Raw genomic sequence first — 23,415 nt, 5'->3', positions numbered from 1 at the left:
ATATGGAGATTGAATATGAAGATTATCTGGCTCGGCCACTCGGGATTTCGCATCGAAATCGAAGACCAAGTGTTGCTGATCGATCCTTGGCTCACAAACAACCCCTCGTTTCCGGACGCAGAACGGGAGCGTGCCATCCAAAAAACCACCGCAATCCTCATGACGCACGGCCACTCGGACCACATCGAAGACATTCCCGCCATTGCTTCGGAAACCGGGGCACCGGTGGCGGGTGTTTATGAGCTGGCCGAGTGGATGGAAAAATCCCATGATCTCACCGGGATTGGGTTTGGCAAAGGTGGCACCATTCACCTGGGCAATGTTGCGGTTACGCTTGTGAATGCGACCCATTCATCCTCTCTGGTCCACAATGAAACGCGGCAATACATCGGGACCGAAGCGGGCTTTATGATCTCAGGTGAAGGCAAAACCATCTATGTCAGCGGTGACACGGATGTGATGGCCGACATGGAAATCTTCAACGACCTTCACAACCCCGACATCGGCCTGCTGTCTTGTGGCGGATACTTCACCATGGACATGCGCCGCGCCGCCTACGCAGCCAACAAATTCTTCAACTTCAAAACCGTGGTTCCCTGTCACTACAAGACGTTTCCAATGCTGGAGCAATCCGCCGACACTCTCATTGAAGCCCTTCCCAATGTAGACGTGATTGAACCTGAGGTGATGACAGCAATCGACCTTTAAGGCCTCACCGGCGCTTGGCAAAAAACGCCTTCAACAACGCCTCACACTCTTCTGCCGCAAGGCCATCATAGACTTCGGGAACATGGTGGCTTTGCGGATGAGCAAACACACGCGGCCCCTGCGCCACGCCGCCAGATTTGGGGTCAGCCGCGCCATAGTACACGCGCGCAATCCGCGCCTGACTGATGGCACTGGCACACATCGGGCACGGCTCCAACGTCACATACAAATCACACCCGACCAAGCGTTCGCTGCCAATCTTGGCACAGGCCGCGCGCATTGCCAGCACCTCGGCATGCCCAGTTGGATCACAGTCTTCCCTTGTACGATTTCCCGCCACTGCCAGAACAGTGCCATCCTGCCCTACAATCACAGCCCCCACGGGGACCTCACCTCGCTCGGCTGCCGCACGCGCTTGTTCAAGCGCAAGATCCATATAAGAGGTGAACGTCATGTCGAAGACTTGCCCTGCCAAGCCCCCTTTCGCAATCCCCGTTTCGCAGGTAAACGGAGACATGTCTCAAAAGCCCCCCTCCTCCCGTCGCCCCAATGCGAAACCAAACGCCGCCAAGGCACGCCCGTCCAAGCCGCGCAAGGCGCCCGCGCAACCTGCCTCTAACGCGCCCAAACGCGAGGGCGATCGCATCGCCAAAGTGCTGGCCCGTGCAGGGGTGGCATCGCGTCGCGATGCAGAACGCATGATCGAGGCTGGGCGCGTGTCTGTGAACGGTCAAAAACTCGACAGCCCAGCCCTCAATGTGACGTCCAAAGACCGCATCACAGTTGACGGAAAACCTGTGGGCGAACCTGATCCAGAACGCATTTGGCTCTACCACAAGCCAACCGGGCTGGTGACCACCAACCGCGACGAAAAAGGCCGCGACACCATCTTTGATCACCTGCCGGAAAACCTGCCCCGCGTGATGACCGTTGGCCGGCTCGACCTGAACTCGGAAGGGCTGCTGTTGCTTACCAACGACGGTGGTCTAAAACGCAAACTGGAACTGCCCAGCACTGGCTGGCTGCGCAAATACCGAGTGCGAATCAATGGCCGACCAACGGAAGACACCTTTGCCCCTTTGCGCAAAGGCATTGAGGTTGACGGTGAACGTTTCCAACCCATGGACATCACGCTCGACCGCCAACAAGGCGCCAACGCCTGGGTGACCATTGGCCTGCGTGAAGGCAAAAACCGAGAAATTCGCCGCGCCATGGAAGCCATCAACCTCACCGTAAACCGCTTGATCCGCGTGTCTTATGGCCCGTTCCAGCTTGGCCAGCTCAAGCCCGGCGAAGTCGAAGAGCTGCGCCGTCGTGTTGTGCGGGATCAATTGGGGCTGGAAGGCGCTGTGCTTGAAGAAAAACGCCGCAAACCCATCCGACGCCGCAAATAGTTCGGCAAGCGGTGCAACCTCCTCGGCAATGCGCCGCTTTACCAAAACTTCCCCCTAGCCATATTGCGGCAGAGTTCTTAGATTTCTCCATAACTTAGCACAGGGTGGAGTGGGTATGTCATCAACCGGTTTACAGAAACTGGCCTTTGGCCTGTTGGTTCTGTTGATCTTCTACGTCTCTTTCACAGGAGGCGCGTGATGGCTCAGAAATTTGGTGGCAAATACAGCCCTGGCGGCGCCCCAGGTGCCAGCAGTGACGACGGTTTTCGCAACGCCAAGCGCAGCCGCGCAGGTGGGCGCGTCAACCTGCTGTTCATCGCGCCGCTGCCCCTGATCTGGAAAGCCTTCACGTCCGAGCCCATCGTCATGGTGCAGTATCTGACTGCGCTTGGCGTCCTGCTTCTAGCGGCTTGGATGACGCGAGAAGGCATGTTTGCCCAAGAAGCTTATAACGCTCGCAAGGTCGCCCGCCGCCCTGCGCTGCCGCGCAAACTGCTCGGCTCTCTTTTAACTGGTCTCGGCCTCGCAGTCGCAGGTTTCGCAGGTCATGGCCCCATCGAGGCGGGCATTTTTGCTGTTGTTGGCGGCATGTTGCACAGCTTTGCCTTTGGCCTCGATCCGATGTCTGACAAAGGCATGGAAGGCACCAACCGCCATCAAACCGACCGGGTCGCCCGCGCCGTCGAAGAAGCCGAAGAGCATCTGCGCGCCATGAGCGATGCCGTTGCCCGCGCTGGGGATCGCAGCGTCGAACGTCGTGTCTCTGCCTTCCAATCCACCGCCCGCGACCTGTTCCGCACGGTGGAAGAAGATCCGCGCGACCTCACCGCAGCCCGCCGCTACCTCAGCGTCTATTTGCTGGGAGCGAAAGACGCGACGGTGAAATTTACCGACATCTACAGCCGCACGCAGGATGCCCAGGCCCGCACCGACTACCTCGCGCTGCTGGATGATCTGGAAGAAAACTTCGCCGCCCGTACGCAGAAATTCCTGCTCGAGGATCGCGGCGATCTGACCATCGAAATTGACGTACTGCGCGAGCGCTTGGAGCGCGAAGGCCTGCGCCGCGACAGCTGATAACACATGTGACCTACCGGGAAGGGTGGATTTAAATGTCTGAGATCGTAAAACAAAAAGCCGAAGCCGCTTTGGCGGAAATCACCGAAGCCACCGTTGCCCTGCCGGAACCAATTGAGGCCAGCGCCATTGTGCCATTGGCCGAGGCCGACGCACCGGTTTCTGCGGAAATCACCAAGCGCATGGCTGAGCTGGACATGAGCAACACCAACTCGATCGTGTCATTTGGCTCCGGCGCTCAGGCCGAGCTGCAAACCATTTCCCAAGCCATGCTGCAAGATGTGCGCAACAAAGACGTTGGCCCGGCAGGCGACAGTCTGCGCGATATCGTCACCACCATTCGCGGTTTCTCTGTGTCTGAGTTGGACGTGCGCCGCGAACGCAGTTTCTGGGAAAAACTGTTTGGCAAAGCTGCGCCATTTGCCAAGTTCACCGCCCGCTTTGAAGAAGTGCAGGATCAGATTGATCGCGTCACCGACGATCTGCTTAGTCACGAACACAAACTGCTCAAAGACATCAAATCGCTGGACGTGCTCTACGAAAAAACCCTCGCATTCTATGACGAGTTGGCGCTCTACATCGCCGCAGGCGAGGCCAAGATTGCCGATCTGGATGCCAACGACATCCCCGCCAAAGAAGCTGAAGTTTCTGCCGCAGACGAAAACGCTCAGGTGATGAAGGCCCAGGAACTGCGCGACCTGCGCGCTGCCCGAGACGATCTGGAACGCCGCGTGCATGACCTGAAACTGACCCGCCAGGTCACCATGCAGTCGCTGCCGTCTATCCGCCTTGTGCAGGAAAACGACAAATCTCTGGTCACCAAGATCAACTCCACTTTGGTCAACACCGTACCGCTCTGGGAAACCCAGCTGGCGCAGGCCGTCACCATCCAACGCTCCGCAGAAGCCGCCGCGGCCGTGCGTGACGCCAACGACCTGACCAACGAGCTGCTGACCGCCAACGCCAAGAACCTGCGCGAAACCAACCGCGCGGTGCGCACAGAGATGGAACGCGGCGTGTTTGACATCGAGGCCGTGAAAACCGCCAACGCAGAGCTGATCGCCACCATCAACGAGTCGCTGCAAATTGCAGACGAAGGCAAAGCCAAACGTGCTGCGGCGGAAGATGACATGAAGAAAATGGAAGCCGAATTGCGTGACACGCTGGCTTCTGCCAAAGCGCGCAAGGACGGCCTGGGCGACACTACCGCCACCGCAGTCCCCGCCACGTGAAGCGATTTGCGGGCATAGGGCTCGGGCTGCTGACCACATTGGCGGCCTGCATGGACACCAGTGGCACCACCTCGCCGCCGGTTGTCTCCCCTGTGCCCGCACCTCCATCCGAAGCTAGCGCGGCTTTGCGGTCCTATTATAGCAAAGTCCAAGCTGATCTTCTGACACGTGGCCTGTTGCGCACCGATGGCGGTGGACCTGACACGCCGTTTACACCGGATATCCTGGCGCGCAACTTTGAGCGCATCGCTTTTTATGATGAATACAACAGCGGTGGCGGGTTGGAGCGCTCCTCCGGCCAAGCAGGTCAACTGCGGCGCTGGAGCGGACCTATCAAAGTGAACGTCGAGTTCGGCCCCTCCGTGCCGGAAAGCCAGCGCGCCACAGACCGCGCCACGGTTGCCGCCTATGTGCCGCGTTTGGCCAACAGCACAGGCCACGCGATCCGCCAAACCACAAACAAACCCAACTTCCACGTACTGGTTATGGGAGCAGACGACCGCGACACAGTGAACGCTCGCCTCGACAGCCTGCTTCCCAACGCCTCGCCCAAAACCCGCGCGCTTTTCGCCAACCCGCCGCGCAATATTTACTGTTTCGTGGTGGCTTTGGCGTCAGACAGTAATCCAAACGCATATACCTCTGCCGTCGCTTTTGTGCGTGCAGAACACCCTGATCTGCTACGCAAATCTTGCTTCCACGAAGAGATCGCTCAGGGCCTCGGTTTGGCCAATGACAGCCCCGAAGCTCGCCCGTCGATCTTCAACGATGACGAGGAGTTTGCGCTGCTCACCACGCATGACGAAAAACTACTCTCCATGCTCTATGATGACCGGCTTGGCATCGGTATGAGCGTGGACGAGGCCCGCCCCATTGTTTACATTCTGGCCCGCGAGCAAACCGCACAGAACTTCTGAGCGCCGCCGCGACCAGCCTTTTGAAAGGACCACTTCATGGGTATTTTTGATTTCCTCACTGGCGAATTTATCGACGTCATCCATTGGGTTGATGACACCCGCGACACGCTGGTGTTCCGCTTTGAGCGCGAAGGCCACGAGATCAAATACGGCGCCAAACTGACCGTCCGCGAAGGTCAAGCGGCGGTGTTTGTGCACGAGGGCCAGCTAGCCGACGTCTTCACCCCCGGTCTCTACATGTTGGAAACCAACAATATGCCGGTGATGACCACGCTGCAGCACTGGGACCACGGCTTCAAAAGCCCGTTCAAATCGGAAATCTACTACGTCAACACCACGCGCTTTGCAGACCTGAAGTGGGGCACAAAAAACCCGATCATGGTGCGCGATCCAGAATTCGGCCCCGTGCGTCTGCGCGCTTATGGCACCTACGCAATCCGCGTTGTGGACCCTGCTCGCTTCCTGACGGAGATCGTTGGGACGGACGGCGAATTCACCATGGATGAGATCTCATTCCAGATCCGCAACATCATCGTGCAGGAGTTCTCCCGCGTGGTCGCAGGCTCCGGCATCCCTGTTCTGGACATGGCCGCCAACACCGCCGATCTGGGCAAGCTGGTCGCCGCCGAAATCTCCGGCACCATTGCCGAATACGGCCTCGCGATCCCGGAGCTCTACATCGAAAACATCTCCCTGCCACCTGCGGTTGAGGCCGCCATGGACAAGCGCACCTCGATGGGCATCGTTGGCGATCTAGGCAAATACACACAGTTCTCCGCCGCCGAAGCCATGACCGCCGCCGCACAATCGCCAAACTCCGGCATGGGTGCCGGCATGGGGATGGGTATGGGCATGGCAATGGCCCAACAGATGGCGCAAACCGGCCCATGGGGCGCGCAACCTGCCGCGCAAGCGCCACAAGCCGCCCCTGCCCCTCAAGCTGCCGCTGCGCCGCCTCCCCCTCCACCGGTCGAACATGTCTGGCACATCGCCGAAAACGGCCAAACCAAAGGCCCGTTCTCCAAAGCTGCACTTGGCCGCATGGCCGCCGCTGGCGAAATCACCCGCGAAACCCACGTCTGGACCGCTGGGCAAGACGGCTGGAAACACGCCGAAGACGTGGCCGAACTGGCCCAGCTCTTCACCATACTCCCGCCCCCGCCACCTGGTGCATGACATGCAACCACGTCAGCCACAGCGTGCCTACACGTTCAACCAATGGGTTTTGGCGGTGACATTGACTGGAGTTATTGGGCCACTCATCTTCGTCAGTTTCATTGGGGTCGCTGCTTGGACGCTATGGCAACCGGCGCATGATATTTTCCCAGCCTTCCTAGGGTGGATGATGTCAGGCGTAGTTGTCGGAGTATTAGCGGCATGGCTGTTCTTGTCCTGGCCTTTGTACCGCTTGATGAAGCGACAAATGCATAAGAAAAGAGCTGCAAGCTGGGGAGCAATGCTTGGAGGTCTCCTCCCGTTGACGGCGGTTGTGACCAGCCAAGCTCCAGGGTGGCTAATTTCCACTTCTGCACTCTTTAAAAGCGAGCCTTTCTTGGGAGAGGCAACTGGTTTTGGCGAAGGGCTTCTTTCCAGTTCTGGCTGGATTTTGGTTTTACAACTTTTACCATTTTTCGCCGTTGCGGGTGCTTTATCCGCCGTAACCATCCAGTGCATTGGCGGTCCAGGTCGGGAACCAAAGGGAATCTCATTCTGATGTCAGCCACGCCGCCTCCTGCACCCAAAGAGACAACCCGTTTCCCCTGCGCCCAATGCGGCGCCGACTACCGCTTTGCTCCCAACGAAGGCAAACTGATCTGCGATCACTGCGGGCACGAAGAAGCCACAGAACAAGGCGATCGTCAGGCTGCGATAGCTGAGTTGGATTTCAAAGCCGCGCTTGCGGAACAGCTGCCAGCCGCCGAAATGGTCGAGGCCCGCACCACCTCCTGCCCCAATTGCGCCGCGCATGTGGTGTTTGAAGGCGACACCCACGCCACCGAATGCCCCTTCTGCGCCACCCCTGTTGTGGTCGACACGGGCACGCACCGCCTGATCAAGCCGCGCGCTGTCCTGCCTTTCCAAATCGCAGAGAAAGTCGCACATCAGTCCATGAACGACTGGCTGGGCAAGCTCTGGTTTGCCCCCAACGGTCTGCAGGAATACGCCAAGAAGGGCCGCAAAATGGATGGCATCTATGTCCCCTATTGGACCTATGATGCGGACACCAAATCCTCCTACATGGGCGAACGCGGCACCATCTACTACGTCACCGAAACCGTCATGGTGGACGGCAAGCCAGAACAACGGCAGGTGCAAAAAGTCCGCTGGTCTCCCGCGTCGGGCCGCGTGGCCCGGTGGTTTGACGATATCCTTGTGCTCGGCTCCAAAGCCCTCCCCAAAAAATACACCGACAATTTGCAGCCGTGGGACCTCTCTGCCCTTGAACCATACACCCCCGAGTTCCTCGCCGGTTTTCAGGCTGAGGGATACTCCATAGAACTAGAAGAAGGCTACGACGAGGCCCGCGACCACATGGACCGTGTGATCCGCCGCGACGTGGCCTTTGACATTGGCGGCGACCGCCAGCGCATCCACAACATCTCCACCGCCGTCAGCGACGTGACGTTCAAGCACATCCTGCTGCCGGTCTGGATGGCGGCCTATAAGTATCGCGGCAAGTCCTATCGCTTTGTTGTGAATGGACAAACCGGCCGCGTCCAAGGCGAACGCCCCTACTCAAAGTGGAAGATCGCCTTTGCCGTGCTCCTTACAGCTATTGCAGCGGGTGTGATTGGATATATCATCGCCCAGAACCAATAAGCGCCGGGGAATCCGCGATGTCTCACCACGCTGCATTGCAAGAGCTGCTGCACGCCCGCCATTCGTGCCGGGCCTTCACATCAGCTACTGTCCCACGCGACGTAATTGCGCAGATTCTGCGCGACGCAGGCCGCGCGCCGTCGTGGTGTAACGCGCAACCGTGGAAAGTGATTATCACTTCCAGCGCGGAGACCGAGACGTTCCGCGAAGCCATGGCCTCAGCCTTTGACAAAGGCAGCCCCGCGCCCGACTACCCTTTTCCGACCACCTACACTGGCGCTCATCTTGAACGCCGTCGCACTTGCGGCTTTCAGCTCTATGAAGCTGTGGGCATCGGGCGTGGAGACCGAGAAGGCCGCGCCCGCCAAATGCGCGAAAATTACACACTCTTTGGCGCACCACATGTCGCGGTGATCAGCTGTCCCAAAGAGCTTGGCCCCTACGGCGTGCTCGATTGCGGCGGTTTTATCACCGCCTTCTGCCTTTCAGCCAAGGCGCAAGGCATTGGCACAGTCCCACAAGCCGCCCTGTCGCTTTTCTCAGACACCATCCGCACCCACTTTGGCATTCCAGAAGACCGCAAGGTCCTCGCGGCCATCTCCTTTGGCTATCCAGATGACACCGCCGCGATCAACACCTTCCGCACCGACCGCGCGGAGTTAGACGAATTTGTCGACTGGCGCGACTAAACTACCTCAGGTCTGCTGCAAAACCTGCCCTTTTATGTCCCCAGCACTCACATACGGAAGCGCAGTTGGGTGAATGCTTTCTGAACGATCTGCACAGACAACCCGCGGTGCGCGAAACAGGAAGTATTTGCCCAGCGCACGCCAGGTTCCCACCATCGGTGCATCCGGATTGGTCTCAAATCGGTCTCGCCACCCTTCTGGCAAGTCAACGCCACACATCGCCAATCGTTCCAACATCCAAACAAGCGAGACATTGGCCAACGGCCGCGCCGCGTCAAACCCCACCAGTTGTCCACCCACGTCGCTGTGCGCGCCGCGGAACCAGACCTGCTCCACACGTCCGTCCCAATCATCGGGACAGCGCCACAGCTCCGGTTCAAACACCTGACGTGTTTCATCTAAGGCCAATGCGTGAAACCCATGCCGCACCACTGGGGAAAGCTGCTGGTTGTGGAACGCATGACGCCGTTCGGTGATCCGCCATAACACCGGCACCCGTGCGCCCAGCGCTTTCACTGTGTCCCAGACACCAATCATCTCAATCTCGGTGTGCTCATAACAATGTGCCGCCGCAAACTCTTTTGCAGCAGCAGTGTCCGGCGTTAGCTCATAGTGCCGGTAAGCCGTGCGAATGTTACGTTCCGTCGCACATTCCGCGCGCAACAATCCCACGCGGTCAATCACACCTGCCAGCGAGCGCACGGCAAAGGCACCGCGCGAATAGCCCATCAGCATGATCTTGTCTCCGGGCCGGTATCGGCTTGCCAAATAGCCATAGGCCCGCCGGATCTGCCGATTGATCCCGCGCCCCATCATCACGTCCAACGTCTGTCGCCAGGACCGCCATTGCACACCTGCCTCATAGTAGACCGGCACCTCCGCGCCGATCTCGCGCAGCAACAGATAGGTCTGCCCGGCATTGGTTTCCTTCCCCGGTGTCAGAGAAGACATGGTGCCATCCAAAATAATCACATGAGTGACCGCCCCCCGGCGCGGAACCGCCGGGGTATGGCTGCTGGTGAATTTTCCAGTCAGCCACTCTGATATGTGTCTAGCCAGCCGTATGTTTGGCCTCATTTAACATCTGCCACACGCGGTGCGGCGTAAACGGCATGTCCGCTTGGCGCACCCCCGCCTCCCAAAGCGCGTCTTGAACGGCATTAGAAGCCGCTGCCATGGCCCCTACGGTGCCCGCTTCGCCACAACCTTTCATGCCCATGATATTTGCCGTGGACGGCACGGCCTCAGTTGTGAACCCAATCATCGGCACATCGCCGGCCCGTGGCATGGCGTAATCCATGAAAGTCGCTGTCAACAGCTGACCATCATCATCAAACACCACATGTTCCATCAACGCCTGCCCAATGCCCTGCGCCACACCACCATGCACCTGCCCTTCCGCGAGCATCGGGTTGATCAGATTACCAAAATCATCCACCACAGTGTATTTCTCCAACGAAACCTGTCCGGTCTCCGGGTCCACTTCAACCTCTGCCAGATGCGCCCCATTCGGGAAGCTGCGCGCTGGCAAAGTGGTGCGCTCCTCATGCACCATCAAATCCACCCGCCCATCCACGCGCGCCATCTCCGCGGCTTCAAGGAAGGTAGGATGTAAGTTAGAGCCTTCTGCCCGGAATTGCTCATCATCAAAGCTCACATCCGCGGCATCCACGCCCATCTTCTCTGCAATATATGGCGTAAAGGCTTTAATCATCGTTTCCACGGTCGCCAAAGTGGCAGTGTTCTGCACCGTCACGGAGCGCGACCCACCGGTCCCCCCCCCTTGCTTAATGCGATCACTGTCACCTTGCACCACTTCGATCATCTCGGTGGGAATGCCAGTTTGATCGCTCAGGAACTGCGCATAAACCGTCTCGTGACCCTGCCCATTGGATTGCGTGCCCACATAGATCGACACAGTTCCGTCCTCATTGAACTCCACCCGTGTGCTTTCGCTAGGGTCACCCAAAATACTCTCAATGTAGTAACACAAACCAGCGCCGCGCAGCTTGCCAGCCTTCGCGCTCTCGGCTTTGCGCGCGGCAAACCCTTGCACATCGCCGAACTCTTCCACCCGGCTCAACACCCGGTCAAAGTCGCCAACATCATAGGTTTCATCGGTCGCCGACTTGTACGGAAACGCCTCTGTTGGGATAAAGTTCCGCCGCCGCAGCTCATAGCCACTCACGCCCAGCTCCCGCGCCGCGCGATCCATCAGCCGTTCCAGCACATAAATCGCCTCCGGCCGCCCGGCGCCGCGATAGGCATCCACCGGTGTGGTGTTTGTGTAAACCCCGTCAACCTGCAGCCAGGTGGTCTGCACATCATAGACACCCATCAATACGCGGCTGAACAGCTGCGTCTGGATCGCCTGGGCAAACTGCGAGTTATACGCCCCCATATTCGCAACAGACTTCACGCGATAGGCCGTCGCCTTGAGGTTCTCATCAAACGCCAGCTCCGCCAGCGACACCAAATCGCGCCCCGCATTGTCTGACAACATCGACTCGGTGCGATCCGCAATCCACCGCACCGGCTTACCGAGCGCCTTGGCGACATAGGCCACAATCAGCGGCTCCTGATAGATCATCGCCTTCATGCCAAAGCCGCCGCCGGTGTCCGGGTTGGTCACACGCACATCATCTTCGTTCATCTTCAAGACACGCGCGACTTGCCCCTTGGTGCCCCAGACACCCTGACCATTGCTGGCGACATGCAACCGGCTGCCATCCCATTCGGCATAGGCGCCACGCGGCTCCATCGCGTTTACAATCACGCGGTTGTCACCAACCTCCAGGCTCACCACATGCGCTGCCGCCTCAAAAGCCGCATCGGTCGCGTCCTCATCGCCAAGCCCCCAATCAAATGCGAGGTTCTCCGGTGCTTCGCCATGCAGTTGCTCGCCGCCGCGCGCCAAGGCCAAATGCGCGTCTAGATCGTCATAGTCGAACATGATCATCTCAGCCGCATCCCGCGCCTGATCCATGCTCTCTGCCACAATCACAGCAATCGGCTCACCGACATAGCGCACCCGCTCTGCAGCCAGCAACGGACGTTCAGGTTTGGCGCCTTTGCTGCCGTCGCGATTGTCCACCTGCGTGCCTGGCAAGTTCGCCTCAAGCCCCGCCGCCAACAGATCCGCCTGCGTCAGCACACAAGCCACACCATCCGCCTCACGCGCATCCGTTACGTCCAACTCGGTCACAACGCCATGCGCCACCGGAGAGCGCAAAAAATAGGCATGCAGCGCATTCTTAGGCGCAATATCGTCGACGTATTGGCCTTTGCCGGTCAAGAACCGCGTGTCTTCAACCCGTTTGACCGGCTGGCTTTTCCCAAACTTATCCATGACTACTGGCTCCCCTGCGCGTCGCTCCGAGGAGCAACTTTATAGTGCAAGTCAGGGGTGTCCAGAGCCAGGTGCGCCTTACAACGTCGCGACAGTTACCATTTCTTGCAGACCGTAGCCGTTGAACCCAGTGGACAGCGAGGACGAATAGGCGCCCATGGCCTTGATCATCACAAAATCCCCTTCTGCAATCTGCGCAGGCAACGCCACTGGGTCGGGCAGCCGATCAAGACTGTCACAGGTCGGCCCGTAAACCACCTTACGCGCCATGTCCCCTTCCACAGCGGCCCCATCAGGTCGCAGCACAGAAATCCGATCCGGCACGCCAATGTCGCGCAGCTCCGTCAGCGCGCCATAAATCCCGTCATTCAGGAAAACGGCTGTGTCCCGCACAGTCTTCACCCGCACGGCCAAAGTAAACGCTTCCGCCACCATCGCACGCCCCGGCTCACAAACGAGCGCAGGCGCCTCATCACCAAACGCCCGTACAGCCTCCGCCGCGATGCGATCAAAAATCGCCTCCAGATCCGGCGCAGGGCCGCTGCGATGGGCCGCGAAGCCGCCTCCAACATTGAGCCGCTTCAAGGCCACACCAGCCCGCCGTGCCACATCCGCGGCCTCAACAATATACACCGCCCAGGCCTGCGGATCGGCACATTGTGTACCGGGGTGGAAGGTCAAAGAAGTCTCAAACCCCATCTCGCGTGCCTGCTGTATCAAGGCCACCGTCTGATCCGGGTCCGCACCAAACTTCTCGCCAAAATCATAAGCCGCACCAGCCACCGGCAACCGCAACCTAACCGCAATCTCCGTGCCTGCGCGCGGCACATCCGCCAACTTCTGCAACTCGCGCGGACAATCCACCGACCAGCTGGCAATCCCATGCCCCACCGCCTCAGTGATCTCCGTCACCGACCGCACCGGGTTGTGGTAATGCAACAACGCATCCGGCGCCACGCGCCGCACCCGCGCCATCTCCAACGGTGAGGCCACATCAAATGCGGTTAGCCCAGCGCTCACCAAATTGGTCAGCACCGCCTCATGGTCATTGGCCTTCACCGCATAGGTCACCAACCCGGCAAACCCATCAATAAACCGCCGCGCCGTAGCTTGCAGCACCTCAGGGGCAAAATACAAAACCGGCGCGTCCGGCGAAAACTTCGTCAGATGCCAAGAAGGGGACGGCCAAAGGGCCGGATCATTGCGCATTTTCTACCTCAATCCTGTTTTTTACCAGCTTGAGGGAATTCCTTGTCGATTCCACGCGGCACTCTGGTAAAAATGCAGGAAAGACTCGGCATATAGACGGCACTACCATGCAACTTGACGAAACCGACACCCAACTTCTGGCCCTGCTCAGCGAAAACGCCCGCGCGCCCGTGGCCACTTTGGCACGCAAGCTCGGCTTGGCCCGCACCACAGTGCAGGCCCGTATCGACCGTCTGGAAACCTCCGGGGCCATTGCAGGCTATACCCTGCGCCTTGGAGATGCCGCACGCCCAAGGCTGCGCGCCACCGCGCTGCTTTCGATCGAATTGCGCAGCGGCCCCATTGTGCTGGACCGCCTCAAGTCCCTGCCAGCCGTAGAAAGTGTAAACACCTGCTCCGGGCGGTTTGACCTGATTGTGCAACTCGCTGCGGACAGCACCTCAGAGCTGGACGAGACGCTGGACAACATTGGCGAGGCCAAAGGTGTGAAAAGTTCGGAAAGTCTGATCCACCTGTCCACCAAACTGAACCGACCACGCGGCTAACAGCGCGCTCAGACGTCACTCAAAAATTTTGCCAGTCTCAGGGATCTCGGGGGGGGGGAGATGGAATGCGTGCCGTTCTGGCACGCAGGATGTACATCTCATCGCCTTCTAGCGTGGAGGCGTCGTGCGCCACCCCCCGCTTATGCCGCGCCAAGTCTTAACAGAACCTTAACAAACCAGATCTTTTTTGAATTTTTCCAACTTGAGTGAATAAATTCAGGTTTTCTCCACCTTGCTAAACAATCTCTTCCCGCTTCCCCTTTGTTCTCTCATTCGATAGAGACAACTCCGATTGATAACGGGCGCGTACCGACACAAGGGATCACACCAATGGCGATGGAAAAAACCTTCAACGCAGCCGAGGCCGAAGGCCGGCTGTTTGACGCATGGGAAAAAGCGGGCTGCTTCACCGCAGGCGCAAACGCAAAACCTGGGGCCTCCACCTACTGCATCATGATCCCACCGCCCAACGTCACCGGCGTTCTGCACATGGGCCACGCGTTTAACAACACATTGCAGGACATTCTGATCCGCTGGAAACGCATGCAAGGGTTTGACACCCTCTGGCAGCCAGGCACCGACCACGCGGGCATCGCCACCCAAATGGTTGTTGAGCGCAAGCTGGCCGAAACCCAACAACCGTCCCGCGCCGAACTGGGCCGCGAGAAGTTCCTTGAAAAAGTTTGGGATTGGAAAGCCGAAAGCGGCGGCACCATCATCAACCAGCTCAAGCGCCTTGGGGCCTCCTGTGACTTTTCCCGCGAAGCCTTCACCATGTCTGGCGCTCCTGGCGCACCAGATGACGTGGCAGGCGGCAACTTCCACGACGCCGTGCTGAAAGTCTTTGTTGAGATGTACAACAAGGGGCTCATCTATCGCGGCAAACGCCTCGTGAACTGGGATCCGCATTTTGAAACCGCCATCTCTGACCTCGAAGTGGAAAACATCGAAGTTGCCGGCCACATGTGGCACTTCAAATACCCGCTCGCAGGTGGCGCGACCTACACCTATGTCGAGAAAGACGAAGATGGCAACGTCACGCTTGAAGAAGAGCGCGACTACATCTCCATCGCCACCACCCGTCCGGAAACCATGCTGGGCGACGGCGCAGTGGCGGTGCACCCAACCGACGAACGCTACGCGCCGATTGTTGGCAAACTCTGCGAAATCCCGGTGGGCCCCAAAGAACACCGCCGCCTGATCCCGATCATCACTGACGAATACCCGGACAAAGACTTTGGTTCCGGCGCGGTGAAAATCACCGGCGCGCACGACTTCAACGACTATCAGGTCGCCAAGCGTGGCGGCATCCCGATGTACCGCCTGATGGACACCAAAGGTGCCATGCGTGCGGATGGCGACAGCTACGACGCTGCCGCCACAATCGCCATGGCAGTGGCCAAAGGCGAGCGCAGCTTAACCGAAAACGAAGCAGATGGCGTGAATCTCGTGCCGGACGACCTGCGCGGTCTGGACCGCTTTGAAGCGCGCAAACTGGTGGTGGAGCAAATCACCTCCGAAGGCCTCGCGGTGATGACCACCGTGACCAAAACGGTGAAAGACGACGAGGGTAACACCTCCGAAGTCACCGAAACCGTGCCTTACGTGGAAAACAAACCGATCATGCAGCCGTTTGGCGACCGCTCCAAAGTGGTCATCGAGCCGATGCTGACCGACCAATGGTTTGTAAATGCTGAAAAAGTTGTTGGCCCGGCTCTGGATGCTGTGCGCAATGGCGACGTGAAAATCCTGCCGGAATCCGGTGAAAAGGTCTATTTCCACTGGCTGGAAAACATTGAGCCTTGGTGTATCTCCCGCCAGCTCTGGTGGGGTCACCAGATCCCTGTGTGGTATGGCCTCGATCTCTCTGCCGATGATTTCAAAGATGACGAAAACAACGGCGCGCTGGATCTCGTCGAAATGGGTCGCCTGCTGGGCGAAGGCGGTATGCTGCACCGGGGTAACGTCACACATTGCGCCGCGAACTTTGACGGCGTCGTGGAACAGTTCCTTGACGACAACGCCAATATCCCTGCGCCATTGAACCACGCCAAAGTGGTGGAAGTTGCAGACAAACACGAAGCCATCCACATGTTGGCCGAAAGCCTCGCGCAATACGTTGTGGATCAGGACCCGCTGAAACTGGTGTATCCGGTCTGGCGTGACCCTGACGTGCTCGACACCTGGTTCTCCTCCGGCCTCTGGCCCATCGGCACGCTGGGCTGGCCCGACAACACCCCGGAGCTGGAAAAGTACTTCCCGACCTCCACCCTGGTCACCGGACAAGACATTCTGTTCTTCTGGGTGGCGCGGATGATGATGATGCAGCTCGCCGTCGTGGATCAAATCCCGTTTGACACGGTCTACCTGCACGGCCTCGTGCGCGACGCCAAAGGCAAGAAAATGTCCAAATCCACCGGCAATGTGGTGGATCCGCTTGAGATCATTGATCAATACGGCACCGACGCGCTGCGCTTCACCAATGCCGCCATGGCCTCGCTGGGCGGTGTTCTGAAACTCGACATGAAGCGCATCGAAGGCTACCGCAACTTTGTCACCAAAATCTGGCAGGCCTGTTCTTATGGGGACAGCCAGATTGATGCCTTTAACGTCAAGCGTGATGCTGCCCCCCCCAAGGCAAGCCTGCCGCTGAACCGTTGGATCATCGGTGAGATTGCCAAATTGCGCGAAGAGGTGGATGCAGGCTTTGAAAGCTTCCGCTTCAACGATGCTGCCAATGCGCTTTATTCCACTTTCTGGAACACCTTCTGCGACCGCTACCTGGAGTTCACCAAACCAGTGTTCCAGAGCGACGATGCTGCCGCCAAAGAAGAAACCCGCGCGACATTTGCTTGGGTCATCGACCAAGCGTTGATCCTGATGCACCCAATCATGCCTTTTGTCACCGAAGAGCTGTGGAACATCACCGAGGGTCGTGGCGTTAAAACAGGCGAAGCCGGCAAGATGCTGGCCCACGCCCAGTGGCCAAGCTACACAGCTGCCGATCTGGTGGATGCCGAAGCCGAGGCCGAAATGAACTGGGTCATCGCGGTTATCGGCAACGTCCGGTCCGCCCGCGCCCAGCTCAACGTGCCTTCGGGGTCCATCGTGCCCATGCTGGTCACCGAAATGGACGCCGCCGCCCAAACCTACTGGGATCGCAACGGCGCGCTGATCATGAACAAAGCCCGCATCGAAAGCCTGACACAGGCCGACGAGCTACCTAAGGGCTGTATCTCCATCGGCGCACCCGGCGCCTCCTTTGCGCTGCCCCTTGCCGACATCATTGATGTGGCAGCTGAAAAGGCACGGCAGGAGAAGAACCTGGGCAAGCTGGCCAAAGAGCTTGGTGGTCTACGTGGCCGGTTGAAAAACCCAAAATTCGCAGCATCTGCCCCTGAAGAAGTGGTGGCTGAGGCCCGTGAAAACCTGGCCCTCCGCGAGGAAGAAGAAGCCAAGATCAAATCAGCGCTCGCCAAATTGGCCGAGCTCGACTGACGCGCTTGCAAACCAAAGCATCATGCCCATATGTAAGGGCATGATGCGCTCCTTTCGAAACCTCATCGAACGTCAGATCAAAAAGGCCGAATCCGAAGGCCAGCTGACCGGTCTTGAGGGCGAAGGCAAACCCCTCCCAAAACGCCACGACGTCGAAGACCCGGCCACCGCCGTGGGCCACTCCATCATGGCACGCGCCGGGGTTTTGCCGCGCGAATTCAAACTCAAAGAACAGCTTGAAGCTGCCAAGCGCGACTGGCAACAAGCCACTGATCCGAGTGAGAAAAAACGCCTGATGGCACAGATCGCCAAACTGGAACTCGACTATAACGTCGAACGCGAGGCCTACCGCAAATTTCTCAAATAGCCTCGCGCTTCATTTGGCCACAAATATCCCGGGGGTGTGGGGGCTGGCCCCCACTTGTGCGAGCGTGTGGGGGCTGGCCCCCACGCCAATCTTACTTAAACACCGGTTTCCGCTTCTGAATGTTCGCCGCAATCACTTCCATCTGATGCGGCTTGCCAATCAAATCCGCCTGCGCCCGGCTCTCTTCCAGCAGCACCGAGTCCTCATCATCCATATGCTCTTCCGCATAGCTGATCAGCGCCTTGGCCGCCTGCACCGCAGACGGGCTTTTGCCTGCGATCTCTTCCGCCAAAGCCATCGCCGCTGCCAAGGGGTCTTCGGCGATCTCCGTGATCAACCCCCAGGCCAAGGCCTGCTCCGCCTCAACCGGCGCCGCCGTATAAGTCAGACGCCGCAACACATCCGAGCGCACCAAATGCGGCAACAGGGTCATGCCCCCCATATCCGGGATCAGCCCCCATTTCATTTCCATAATTGCCATCTTGGTGCCCGGCGCGGCAAAGCGAATGTCCGCGCCCAACGCCAGCTGACAGCCACCGCCGAATGCCACGCCCTGCAACGCTGCAATCACCGGTACCTTCAGCTTACGCCACACCATGGCCACCTGCTGCGCGTCATTCGCATTGCCATGGGTGCGTGGCATAATCCTCGCCACCGGGTCCTGCCCTGCCAAAGCTGCAAAGCTCATTACATCCAATCCGGCGCAGAAGGATTTGCCCTCCCCCGATAACACCACCACGCGCACGTCGTCGTTGTCCATCAGGCCCTCACCGGCTTCGATAATGCCATCAAACATCGCTTGGTCCAGCGCGTTCATCTTATCGCCGCGGGTCAGCCGCACATGAGCGATGTGGTCTTTGATCTCTACGGATACACGGGCCATATCAGCCTCCTCACAGATGGGTTTTCTTGATCCTACACTCCGTGGCCCGACGGAGGAAATCCACCCTGACGTGGGGGCATTTGCTCTTGTGCCACCCCCGTCCTTGCGTCACTTTCCGCGCATGACCGGACCTCGCTATACAAAACTGGCTGAAAGCCTGCCCGCCACCGTTCCTTTTGTTGGCCCCGAAGCGCAAGAACGCGCGATGGGCCGCCCCTTTGCCGCCCGCATTGGCGCCAATGAAAACATCTTTGGTCCCTCGCCCAAGGCGATTGAAGCCATGCAAAAGGCCGCCGGCGACATCTGGATGTACGGCGATCCAGAAAGCTTTGAACTGCGCCACGCCTTGGCCGCACATCACCGTATTGCGCCAGAAAACCTGGTTGTTGGCGAAGGCATCGACGGCTTGCTCGGTTACCTCGTACGCCTGCTGATTGGCGAAGGGGACGCGGTGGTCACGTCTGAAGGTGCCTACCCCACCTTCAATTACCACGTCGCGGGTTTTGGCGGCACGTTGCACAAAGTGCCATACCGTGAAGATGCCGAAGACTTGGCTGCGCTCTTGGCCAGAGCGGCCGAAGTTGACGCCAAACTGGTCTACTTTGCCAATCCCGACAACCCAATGGGCAGCTGGTGCGCGGGCGAAGACATCGTCGCCCAACTCGACAATATCCCAGACGGATGCTTGTTGCTTCTGGATGAGGCCTACGTCGAACTGGCCCCTGAAGGCACCGCGCCCGTGATCGACATCAATGATCCCCGCGTGATCCGCATGCGCACCTTCTCCAAGGCCTATGGCATGGCCGGCGCCCGTGTGGGCTACGCCATGGGCGAAGCCCAAAACATCCGCGCCTTTGAAAAAATCCGCAATCACTTCGGCATGAACCGCGCCGCGCAAGCTGGTGCACTGGCAGCACTGGAAGACGCATCTTGGCTTTCAGAAACCTGTGCCAAGATCGAAGCTTCGCGTCAGCACATCGCGTCGGTGGCCGCCAAACACGGTCTCGATGCACTCCCCTCCGCCACCAACTTTGTCGCCATCGACTGCGGCAAAGACGGCGCTTACGCCAAAGCCATACTCGACGGCTTGGTGGCACGCGGCATCTTTGCCCGCATGCCCTTTGTGGCCCCGCAAAACCGCTGCATCCGCATCAGCTGCGCCCCAGCACAGGAAATTGATCTTCTGGACACCGCCCTAGGCGAGGTACTCGACGCGCTGTTGTAGTATCGCCAAGCCTAACGCACAGCCTGTTCACGAAATTTTTTCCGTCTTGTGACACGAATCAGAGCTATCCTGCGTCTAAGGAGAGCCCGGTATGTCGCGCCCTGTCCAACCTGTTGAAGATTTCACCACCGCCTGCATGATCATGGGATTTGTGAACCTGCTTTGGGTTTTTGTTCTGGTATTTCTGCTCTGGGGGTTTCCGGCAGTGATCGTCCTGGCGGTGATTATGAACGCAGGCATCGACCGCCTGCGATCCCATCTCGACAGCCAGGTTTAGACGTCTGCGATCACCCGCGCCGCCGCCTCGATCGCGCCGGATCCGTGCGGAATGTCCAAAGCAATCAAGCCTGTCTGCACAGTTGCCAACAGTCCCATAATCATCTGTGCATTCACGTGGCCCATATGCCCAAAACGGAAGAACCCGTTGCTGTGCGGATCGTCTTCTGTGGCCATACCCAAACCAATACCCAATGTGATACCAGCCTGATCCTGACACCAGCGCCGCAACCGAGTGCCATGTTCTTTGCCAATCCGCAAAGACGTCACCGCGCGGCTGCGATGCGCCTCATCCGCTATATTCAACTCTAGTGGCCCCTTCGCACTCCAAGCATCACAAGCCGCCCAAATGGCCTTCGCCAAGATGTCGTGGCGTTGCCAGACTTGTTCGAGGCCTTCGCTGAGGATCATGTCCAGTGCAACTCGTAAGCCATACAGGTGATGTGTCGGCGCTGTGCCACAGAACAGCTGATAATACGCCTCAGGGTTGGCCCGAGGCACCCAATCCCAATAGCGACTCACGCGGGGCATTTCCGCACGGCGCGCAGCGGCTTTCTCGTTGAAAAACACAAAGGCCACGCCTGGCGGCACCATCAGCCCTTTTTGGCTGGCCGCAATCATCACGTCGACACCCCAGGCATCCATTTCAAACCGGTCACAGCCAAGAGACGCGATGCAATCCACCATCAACAATGCAGGGTGGCCAGTTGCATCCATGGCCGCGCGCAAAGCGGCGATGTCGTTGCGCACTGAGGTGGAGGTATCCACATGCACAGCCAACACCGCTTTGATGCTGTGCGTCTTGTCTGCCGTCAGCGCCTCCGCCACTTTCGCTGAATCCAAAGGGGCACGGCGCCCAAAATCAAGCACCTCACATTCCGCGCCCAAACCGGCTGCAACCTCGCGCCAGCCATGCCCAAACGCCCCGGTCGCAGGCACCAAAACACGATCGCCTTCCCCAATAACATTGGCCAGCGACGCTTCCCAAACGGCGTGTCCATTGCCGATATAAATGGCCACCTCATGCTGTGTGCCCGCGATCTTTTTCAGATCCGGCAACAGCCCATGTGTCATTTCAATCAACTCACCTTCATAGATGTTTGGCGCCGCTCGATGCATCGCCCGCAATACCGCTTCCGGCATCACCGATGGTCCCGGAATCGCCAGATAGGTTTGCCCTTGCGTGAGTTTCATGATTGCGCCTCCGTTGAACTTCTTGGCACCCTAGCTGGCTTTTGCGCAACGTCAATTGCCTACCACCACCCCAAAGCCCCCTGTTTTGGCTCTGGTTTTGCAGCCCCGTGACCTGTAAAGGTCAATAACAAATACAAGGTCGGAAAAGGCTGCAAGCGTGACTGAAACAGACGTCCAACCCACCAAAGACAACGGCTATTTGCTGTCCTGGCTCTGGCGGAAGTATCTCCACCGTCACAAGTGGCTGCTGGTTTTCTCATCCGTTCTTATGGCCATCGAAGGCTCTACGCTTGGCCTCATCGCCTGGATGATGGAACCGATGTTTGACACCGCCTTCTCGGCGGGCAGTGAAACCGCGCTCTGGGCCGTTGGCTTGGTTTTTGCCGGCATCTTTTTCACCCGCGGCGTCACCAGCATTGGCCACAAGGTCATGATGACCACCGCCGCCCAACGCACCTCTGCTGACCTGCGTATCGACTTGCTTGGCCGCATGATGCTGCAGGACAACGCCTTCCACCAAACCCACCCTCCCGGTTATCTCATTCAACGGACGCAATCGGACGTGACCGCGATCAACGGTGTGTGGAGCTCATTCATCACCGGCGCAGGCCGCGACTTCATTTCGCTTATTGCCTTGTTGGGGGTCGCCATCAGCGTTGACTGGCGCTGGACGATTGTGGCTTTGGTTGGCACGCCTCTCCTGATCCTCCCGTCTCTGATCGCACAGCGGTTTGTCCGCCGCCGCGCCCGCGAAGCCCGCGATCTTGGTGCAAAAATCGCCACCCAACTTGATGAAACTTTCCATGGCATCATCCCAACGAAGCTCAACCTTCTGGAAAAATACCAAACAACCAAGTTTGGTTTCCTGACTGACAAACTTGTGCGCGCCGAGGTACGGGCAACAGCCGGAACATCCTCCATCGCCGCCATGGTCGATTTCACCGCCGGGCTCGGTTTCTTCTGTGTGCTGATTTATGGCGGCGGCGAGATTGTGTCCGGTGAGAAAACCATCGGTCAATTCATGAGCTTCTTTACCTCTTTGGGCATGATGTTTGAGCCGCTGCGCCGCCTTGCGGGCCTCTCTGGCCGTTGGCAGGTTGCCGCTGCTGCCATCGAACGCCTCAAGGAACTCATTGAGGCCGAACCCACCATCAAATCGCCGCTCAAACCTGTTGCAGCGCCGCAAGACATCCCGGGCATCGCGATGGACCAGGTCCACCTGTCATATGGCGACGTCACGGTGCTCGATGGCACCAGTTTTGTGGCTGAGCCCGGCAAAACAACCGCGATTGTGGGCGCCTCAGGCGCAGGCAAATCGACAATCTTTAATGTGCTCACCCGCCTGGTTGATCCTCAAACCGGAACCACCCTCATCGACGACGTGAACAATCTCGACATGAGCCTACCCGATTTGCGCGGCCTGTTTTCCGTGGTGTCGCAAGAGGCCATGCTTTTTGATGACACGATCCGGGAAAACATCCTGTTGGATCAAGCCAATGTCAGCGAAGAGCGCTTGCAGGAGGTGCTCAAGGCGGCCCACGTGTCCGACTTCTTGCCCAAGTTGGCGGACGGCCTGGACACCCAAGTGGGCCCACGCGGCACCAACTTGTCAGGCGGTCAACGTCAACGCGTGGTGATTGCCCGCGCTTTGCTACGTGACACCCCCATCTTGCTGCTGGACGAAGCCACCTCAGCGCTCGACACTCGATCAGAAACTGTTGTTCAGGCTGCTCTGGACAAACTGTCCACCGGGCGCACGACCTTGGTGATTGCCCACCGGCTCTCAACGGTGCGGGATGCCGACAAAATCCTGGTCATGGACAAAGGACAGGTTGTGGATGAAGGCACCCATGAAGAGCTGCTAGCGAAAGGTGGTATCTATGCGGACCTGTACGAGCTGCAATTCAAAACCAAAGGTGAGACCGCAGAAGCCAGGGCCTTGAAACCGGCTGAAGGCTTGAACGCAACTCTTCCCCAACCAAAGCGGTCACTGGTCGCACGTCTCTTTGGCCGTCTGGCCGGACGCGAATAA

Annotated in this window: 21 protein-coding genes; 15 read left to right on the top strand and 6 right to left on the bottom strand. The window is 58.6% G+C overall.

Translation table 11 applies throughout. The annotated features are described in order from the left end of the window. Positions 1-15: 15 nt before the first annotated feature. Positions 16-708, top strand: coding sequence for a metal-dependent hydrolase (locus Q0955_RS10815; protein ID WP_299424167.1), 693 nt, complete (start codon positions 16-18; stop codon positions 706-708). Positions 709-712: 4 nt separating this feature from the next. Here the strand turns inward: Q0955_RS10815 and Q0955_RS10810 are convergent, their stop codons facing one another. Continuing rightward, positions 713-1,162, bottom strand: coding sequence for a nucleoside deaminase (locus Q0955_RS10810; RefSeq protein WP_299424165.1), 450 nt, complete (start codon positions 1,160-1,162; stop codon positions 713-715). 61 nt (positions 1,163-1,223) lie between these two features. Here Q0955_RS10810 and Q0955_RS10805 point away from each other — a divergent pair, with 61 nt between their 5' ends. The 8 genes from Q0955_RS10805 (at position 1,224) to Q0955_RS10770 (ending at position 8,837) form a co-directional block, all read left to right on the top strand. Next, positions 1,224-2,102, top strand: coding sequence for a pseudouridine synthase (locus Q0955_RS10805; protein WP_299424163.1), 879 nt, complete (start codon positions 1,224-1,226; stop codon positions 2,100-2,102). A gap of 198 nt (positions 2,103-2,300) precedes the next feature. Continuing rightward, the gene (locus Q0955_RS10800) at positions 2,301-3,179 is read left to right on the top strand and encodes a 5-bromo-4-chloroindolyl phosphate hydrolysis family protein (protein ID WP_299424162.1); all 879 of its coding nucleotides are present in this window, start codon (positions 2,301-2,303) and stop codon (positions 3,177-3,179) included. 35 nt (positions 3,180-3,214) lie between these two features. Then, the gene (locus Q0955_RS10795; protein WP_299424160.1) at positions 3,215-4,411 is read left to right on the top strand and encodes a toxic anion resistance protein; all 1,197 of its coding nucleotides are present in this window, start codon (positions 3,215-3,217) and stop codon (positions 4,409-4,411) included. After that, complete coding sequence (locus Q0955_RS10790; RefSeq protein ID WP_299424159.1) at positions 4,408-5,328, top strand: DUF2927 domain-containing protein; 921 nt, start codon at positions 4,408-4,410, stop codon at positions 5,326-5,328. Before Q0955_RS10795 ends, Q0955_RS10790 begins: the two co-directional genes overlap by 4 nt. A 36-nt stretch (positions 5,329-5,364) precedes the next feature. Beyond that, entirely contained in the window at positions 5,365-6,504 is a 1,140-nt protein-coding gene (locus Q0955_RS10785) for an SPFH domain-containing protein (protein WP_299424157.1), read from the top strand. Between the two features lies 1 nt (position 6,505). Then, positions 6,506-7,042, top strand: a complete 537-nt coding sequence (locus Q0955_RS10780) for a hypothetical protein (protein ID WP_299424156.1) — start codon at positions 6,506-6,508, stop codon at positions 7,040-7,042. Beyond that, positions 7,042-8,148: a TFIIB-type zinc finger domain-containing protein gene (locus Q0955_RS10775; protein ID WP_299424154.1), complete on the top strand. Its 1,107-nt coding sequence runs from the start codon at positions 7,042-7,044 to the stop codon at positions 8,146-8,148. Before Q0955_RS10780 ends, Q0955_RS10775 begins: the two co-directional genes overlap by 1 nt. Positions 8,149-8,165: 17 nt before the next feature. Then, entirely contained in the window at positions 8,166-8,837 is a 672-nt protein-coding gene (locus Q0955_RS10770; RefSeq protein WP_299424152.1) for a nitroreductase, read from the top strand. Positions 8,838-8,843: 6 nt separating this feature from the next. Here the strand turns inward: Q0955_RS10770 and Q0955_RS10765 are convergent, their stop codons facing one another. The 3 genes from Q0955_RS10765 to Q0955_RS10755 all read right to left on the bottom strand — a co-directional run bounded on the left by Q0955_RS10765 (position 8,844) and on the right by Q0955_RS10755 (position 13,395). Further along, entirely contained in the window at positions 8,844-9,914 is a 1,071-nt protein-coding gene (locus Q0955_RS10765; protein ID WP_299424150.1) for a DUF2235 domain-containing protein, read from the bottom strand. Further along, positions 9,889-12,186: a xanthine dehydrogenase family protein molybdopterin-binding subunit gene (locus Q0955_RS10760; RefSeq protein ID WP_299424148.1), complete on the bottom strand. Its 2,298-nt coding sequence runs from the start codon at positions 12,184-12,186 to the stop codon at positions 9,889-9,891. Before Q0955_RS10760 ends, Q0955_RS10765 begins: the two co-directional genes overlap by 26 nt. A gap of 78 nt (positions 12,187-12,264) precedes the next feature. Continuing rightward, entirely contained in the window at positions 12,265-13,395 is a 1,131-nt protein-coding gene (locus tag Q0955_RS10755) for a type III PLP-dependent enzyme (RefSeq protein WP_299424147.1), read from the bottom strand. A gap of 107 nt (positions 13,396-13,502) precedes the next feature. On the opposite strand from Q0955_RS10755, the gene Q0955_RS10750 reads away from it, so the two are divergent. From Q0955_RS10750 to Q0955_RS10740, 3 genes are all read left to right on the top strand, one after another. After that, positions 13,503-13,940, top strand: coding sequence for an Lrp/AsnC family transcriptional regulator (locus Q0955_RS10750; RefSeq protein WP_299424145.1), 438 nt, complete (start codon positions 13,503-13,505; stop codon positions 13,938-13,940). A gap of 330 nt (positions 13,941-14,270) precedes the next feature. Beyond that, positions 14,271-17,438, top strand: coding sequence for a valine--tRNA ligase (locus Q0955_RS10745; RefSeq protein ID WP_299424144.1), 3,168 nt, complete (start codon positions 14,271-14,273; stop codon positions 17,436-17,438). A 40-nt stretch (positions 17,439-17,478) separates the two neighbouring features. Then, positions 17,479-17,805: a DnaJ family domain-containing protein gene (locus tag Q0955_RS10740; protein ID WP_299424143.1), complete on the top strand. Its 327-nt coding sequence runs from the start codon at positions 17,479-17,481 to the stop codon at positions 17,803-17,805. 91 nt (positions 17,806-17,896) lie between these two features. On the opposite strand, the gene Q0955_RS10735 is transcribed toward Q0955_RS10740, so the two are convergent. Next, a complete protein-coding gene (locus Q0955_RS10735; protein ID WP_299424142.1) occupies positions 17,897-18,688 on the bottom strand; it encodes a crotonase/enoyl-CoA hydratase family protein in 792 nt (263 codons plus the stop codon). 121 nt (positions 18,689-18,809) lie between these two features. Between Q0955_RS10735 and Q0955_RS10730 the strand changes: the two genes are divergently transcribed. Further along, positions 18,810-19,913 (top strand): pyridoxal phosphate-dependent aminotransferase, encoded by a 1,104-nt coding sequence (locus Q0955_RS10730; protein ID WP_299424141.1) that lies wholly within the window; start codon positions 18,810-18,812, stop codon positions 19,911-19,913. Positions 19,914-20,004: 91 nt separating this feature from the next. Further along, positions 20,005-20,190 (top strand): hypothetical protein, encoded by a 186-nt coding sequence (locus Q0955_RS10725; protein ID WP_299424140.1) that lies wholly within the window; start codon positions 20,005-20,007, stop codon positions 20,188-20,190. Here the strand turns inward: Q0955_RS10725 and Q0955_RS10720 are convergent. After that, positions 20,187-21,383 (bottom strand): aminotransferase class V-fold PLP-dependent enzyme, encoded by a 1,197-nt coding sequence (locus Q0955_RS10720; RefSeq protein ID WP_299424139.1) that lies wholly within the window; start codon positions 21,381-21,383, stop codon positions 20,187-20,189. The two genes, Q0955_RS10725 and Q0955_RS10720, sit on opposite strands and share 4 nt — an antisense overlap. Before the next feature lie 157 nt (positions 21,384-21,540). On the opposite strand from Q0955_RS10720, the gene Q0955_RS10715 reads away from it, so the two are divergent. Continuing rightward, positions 21,541-23,415, top strand: coding sequence for an ABC transporter ATP-binding protein (locus Q0955_RS10715; protein WP_299424138.1), 1,875 nt, complete (start codon positions 21,541-21,543; stop codon positions 23,413-23,415).

The sequence above is a fragment of the uncultured Shimia sp. genome, from assembly GCF_947493595.1.
Lineage (GTDB): Bacteria > Pseudomonadota > Alphaproteobacteria > Rhodobacterales > Rhodobacteraceae > Shimia.
The sequence above is the reverse complement of the archived record's forward strand: the minus strand, read 5'-3'. Positions and strand labels throughout refer to the sequence as shown.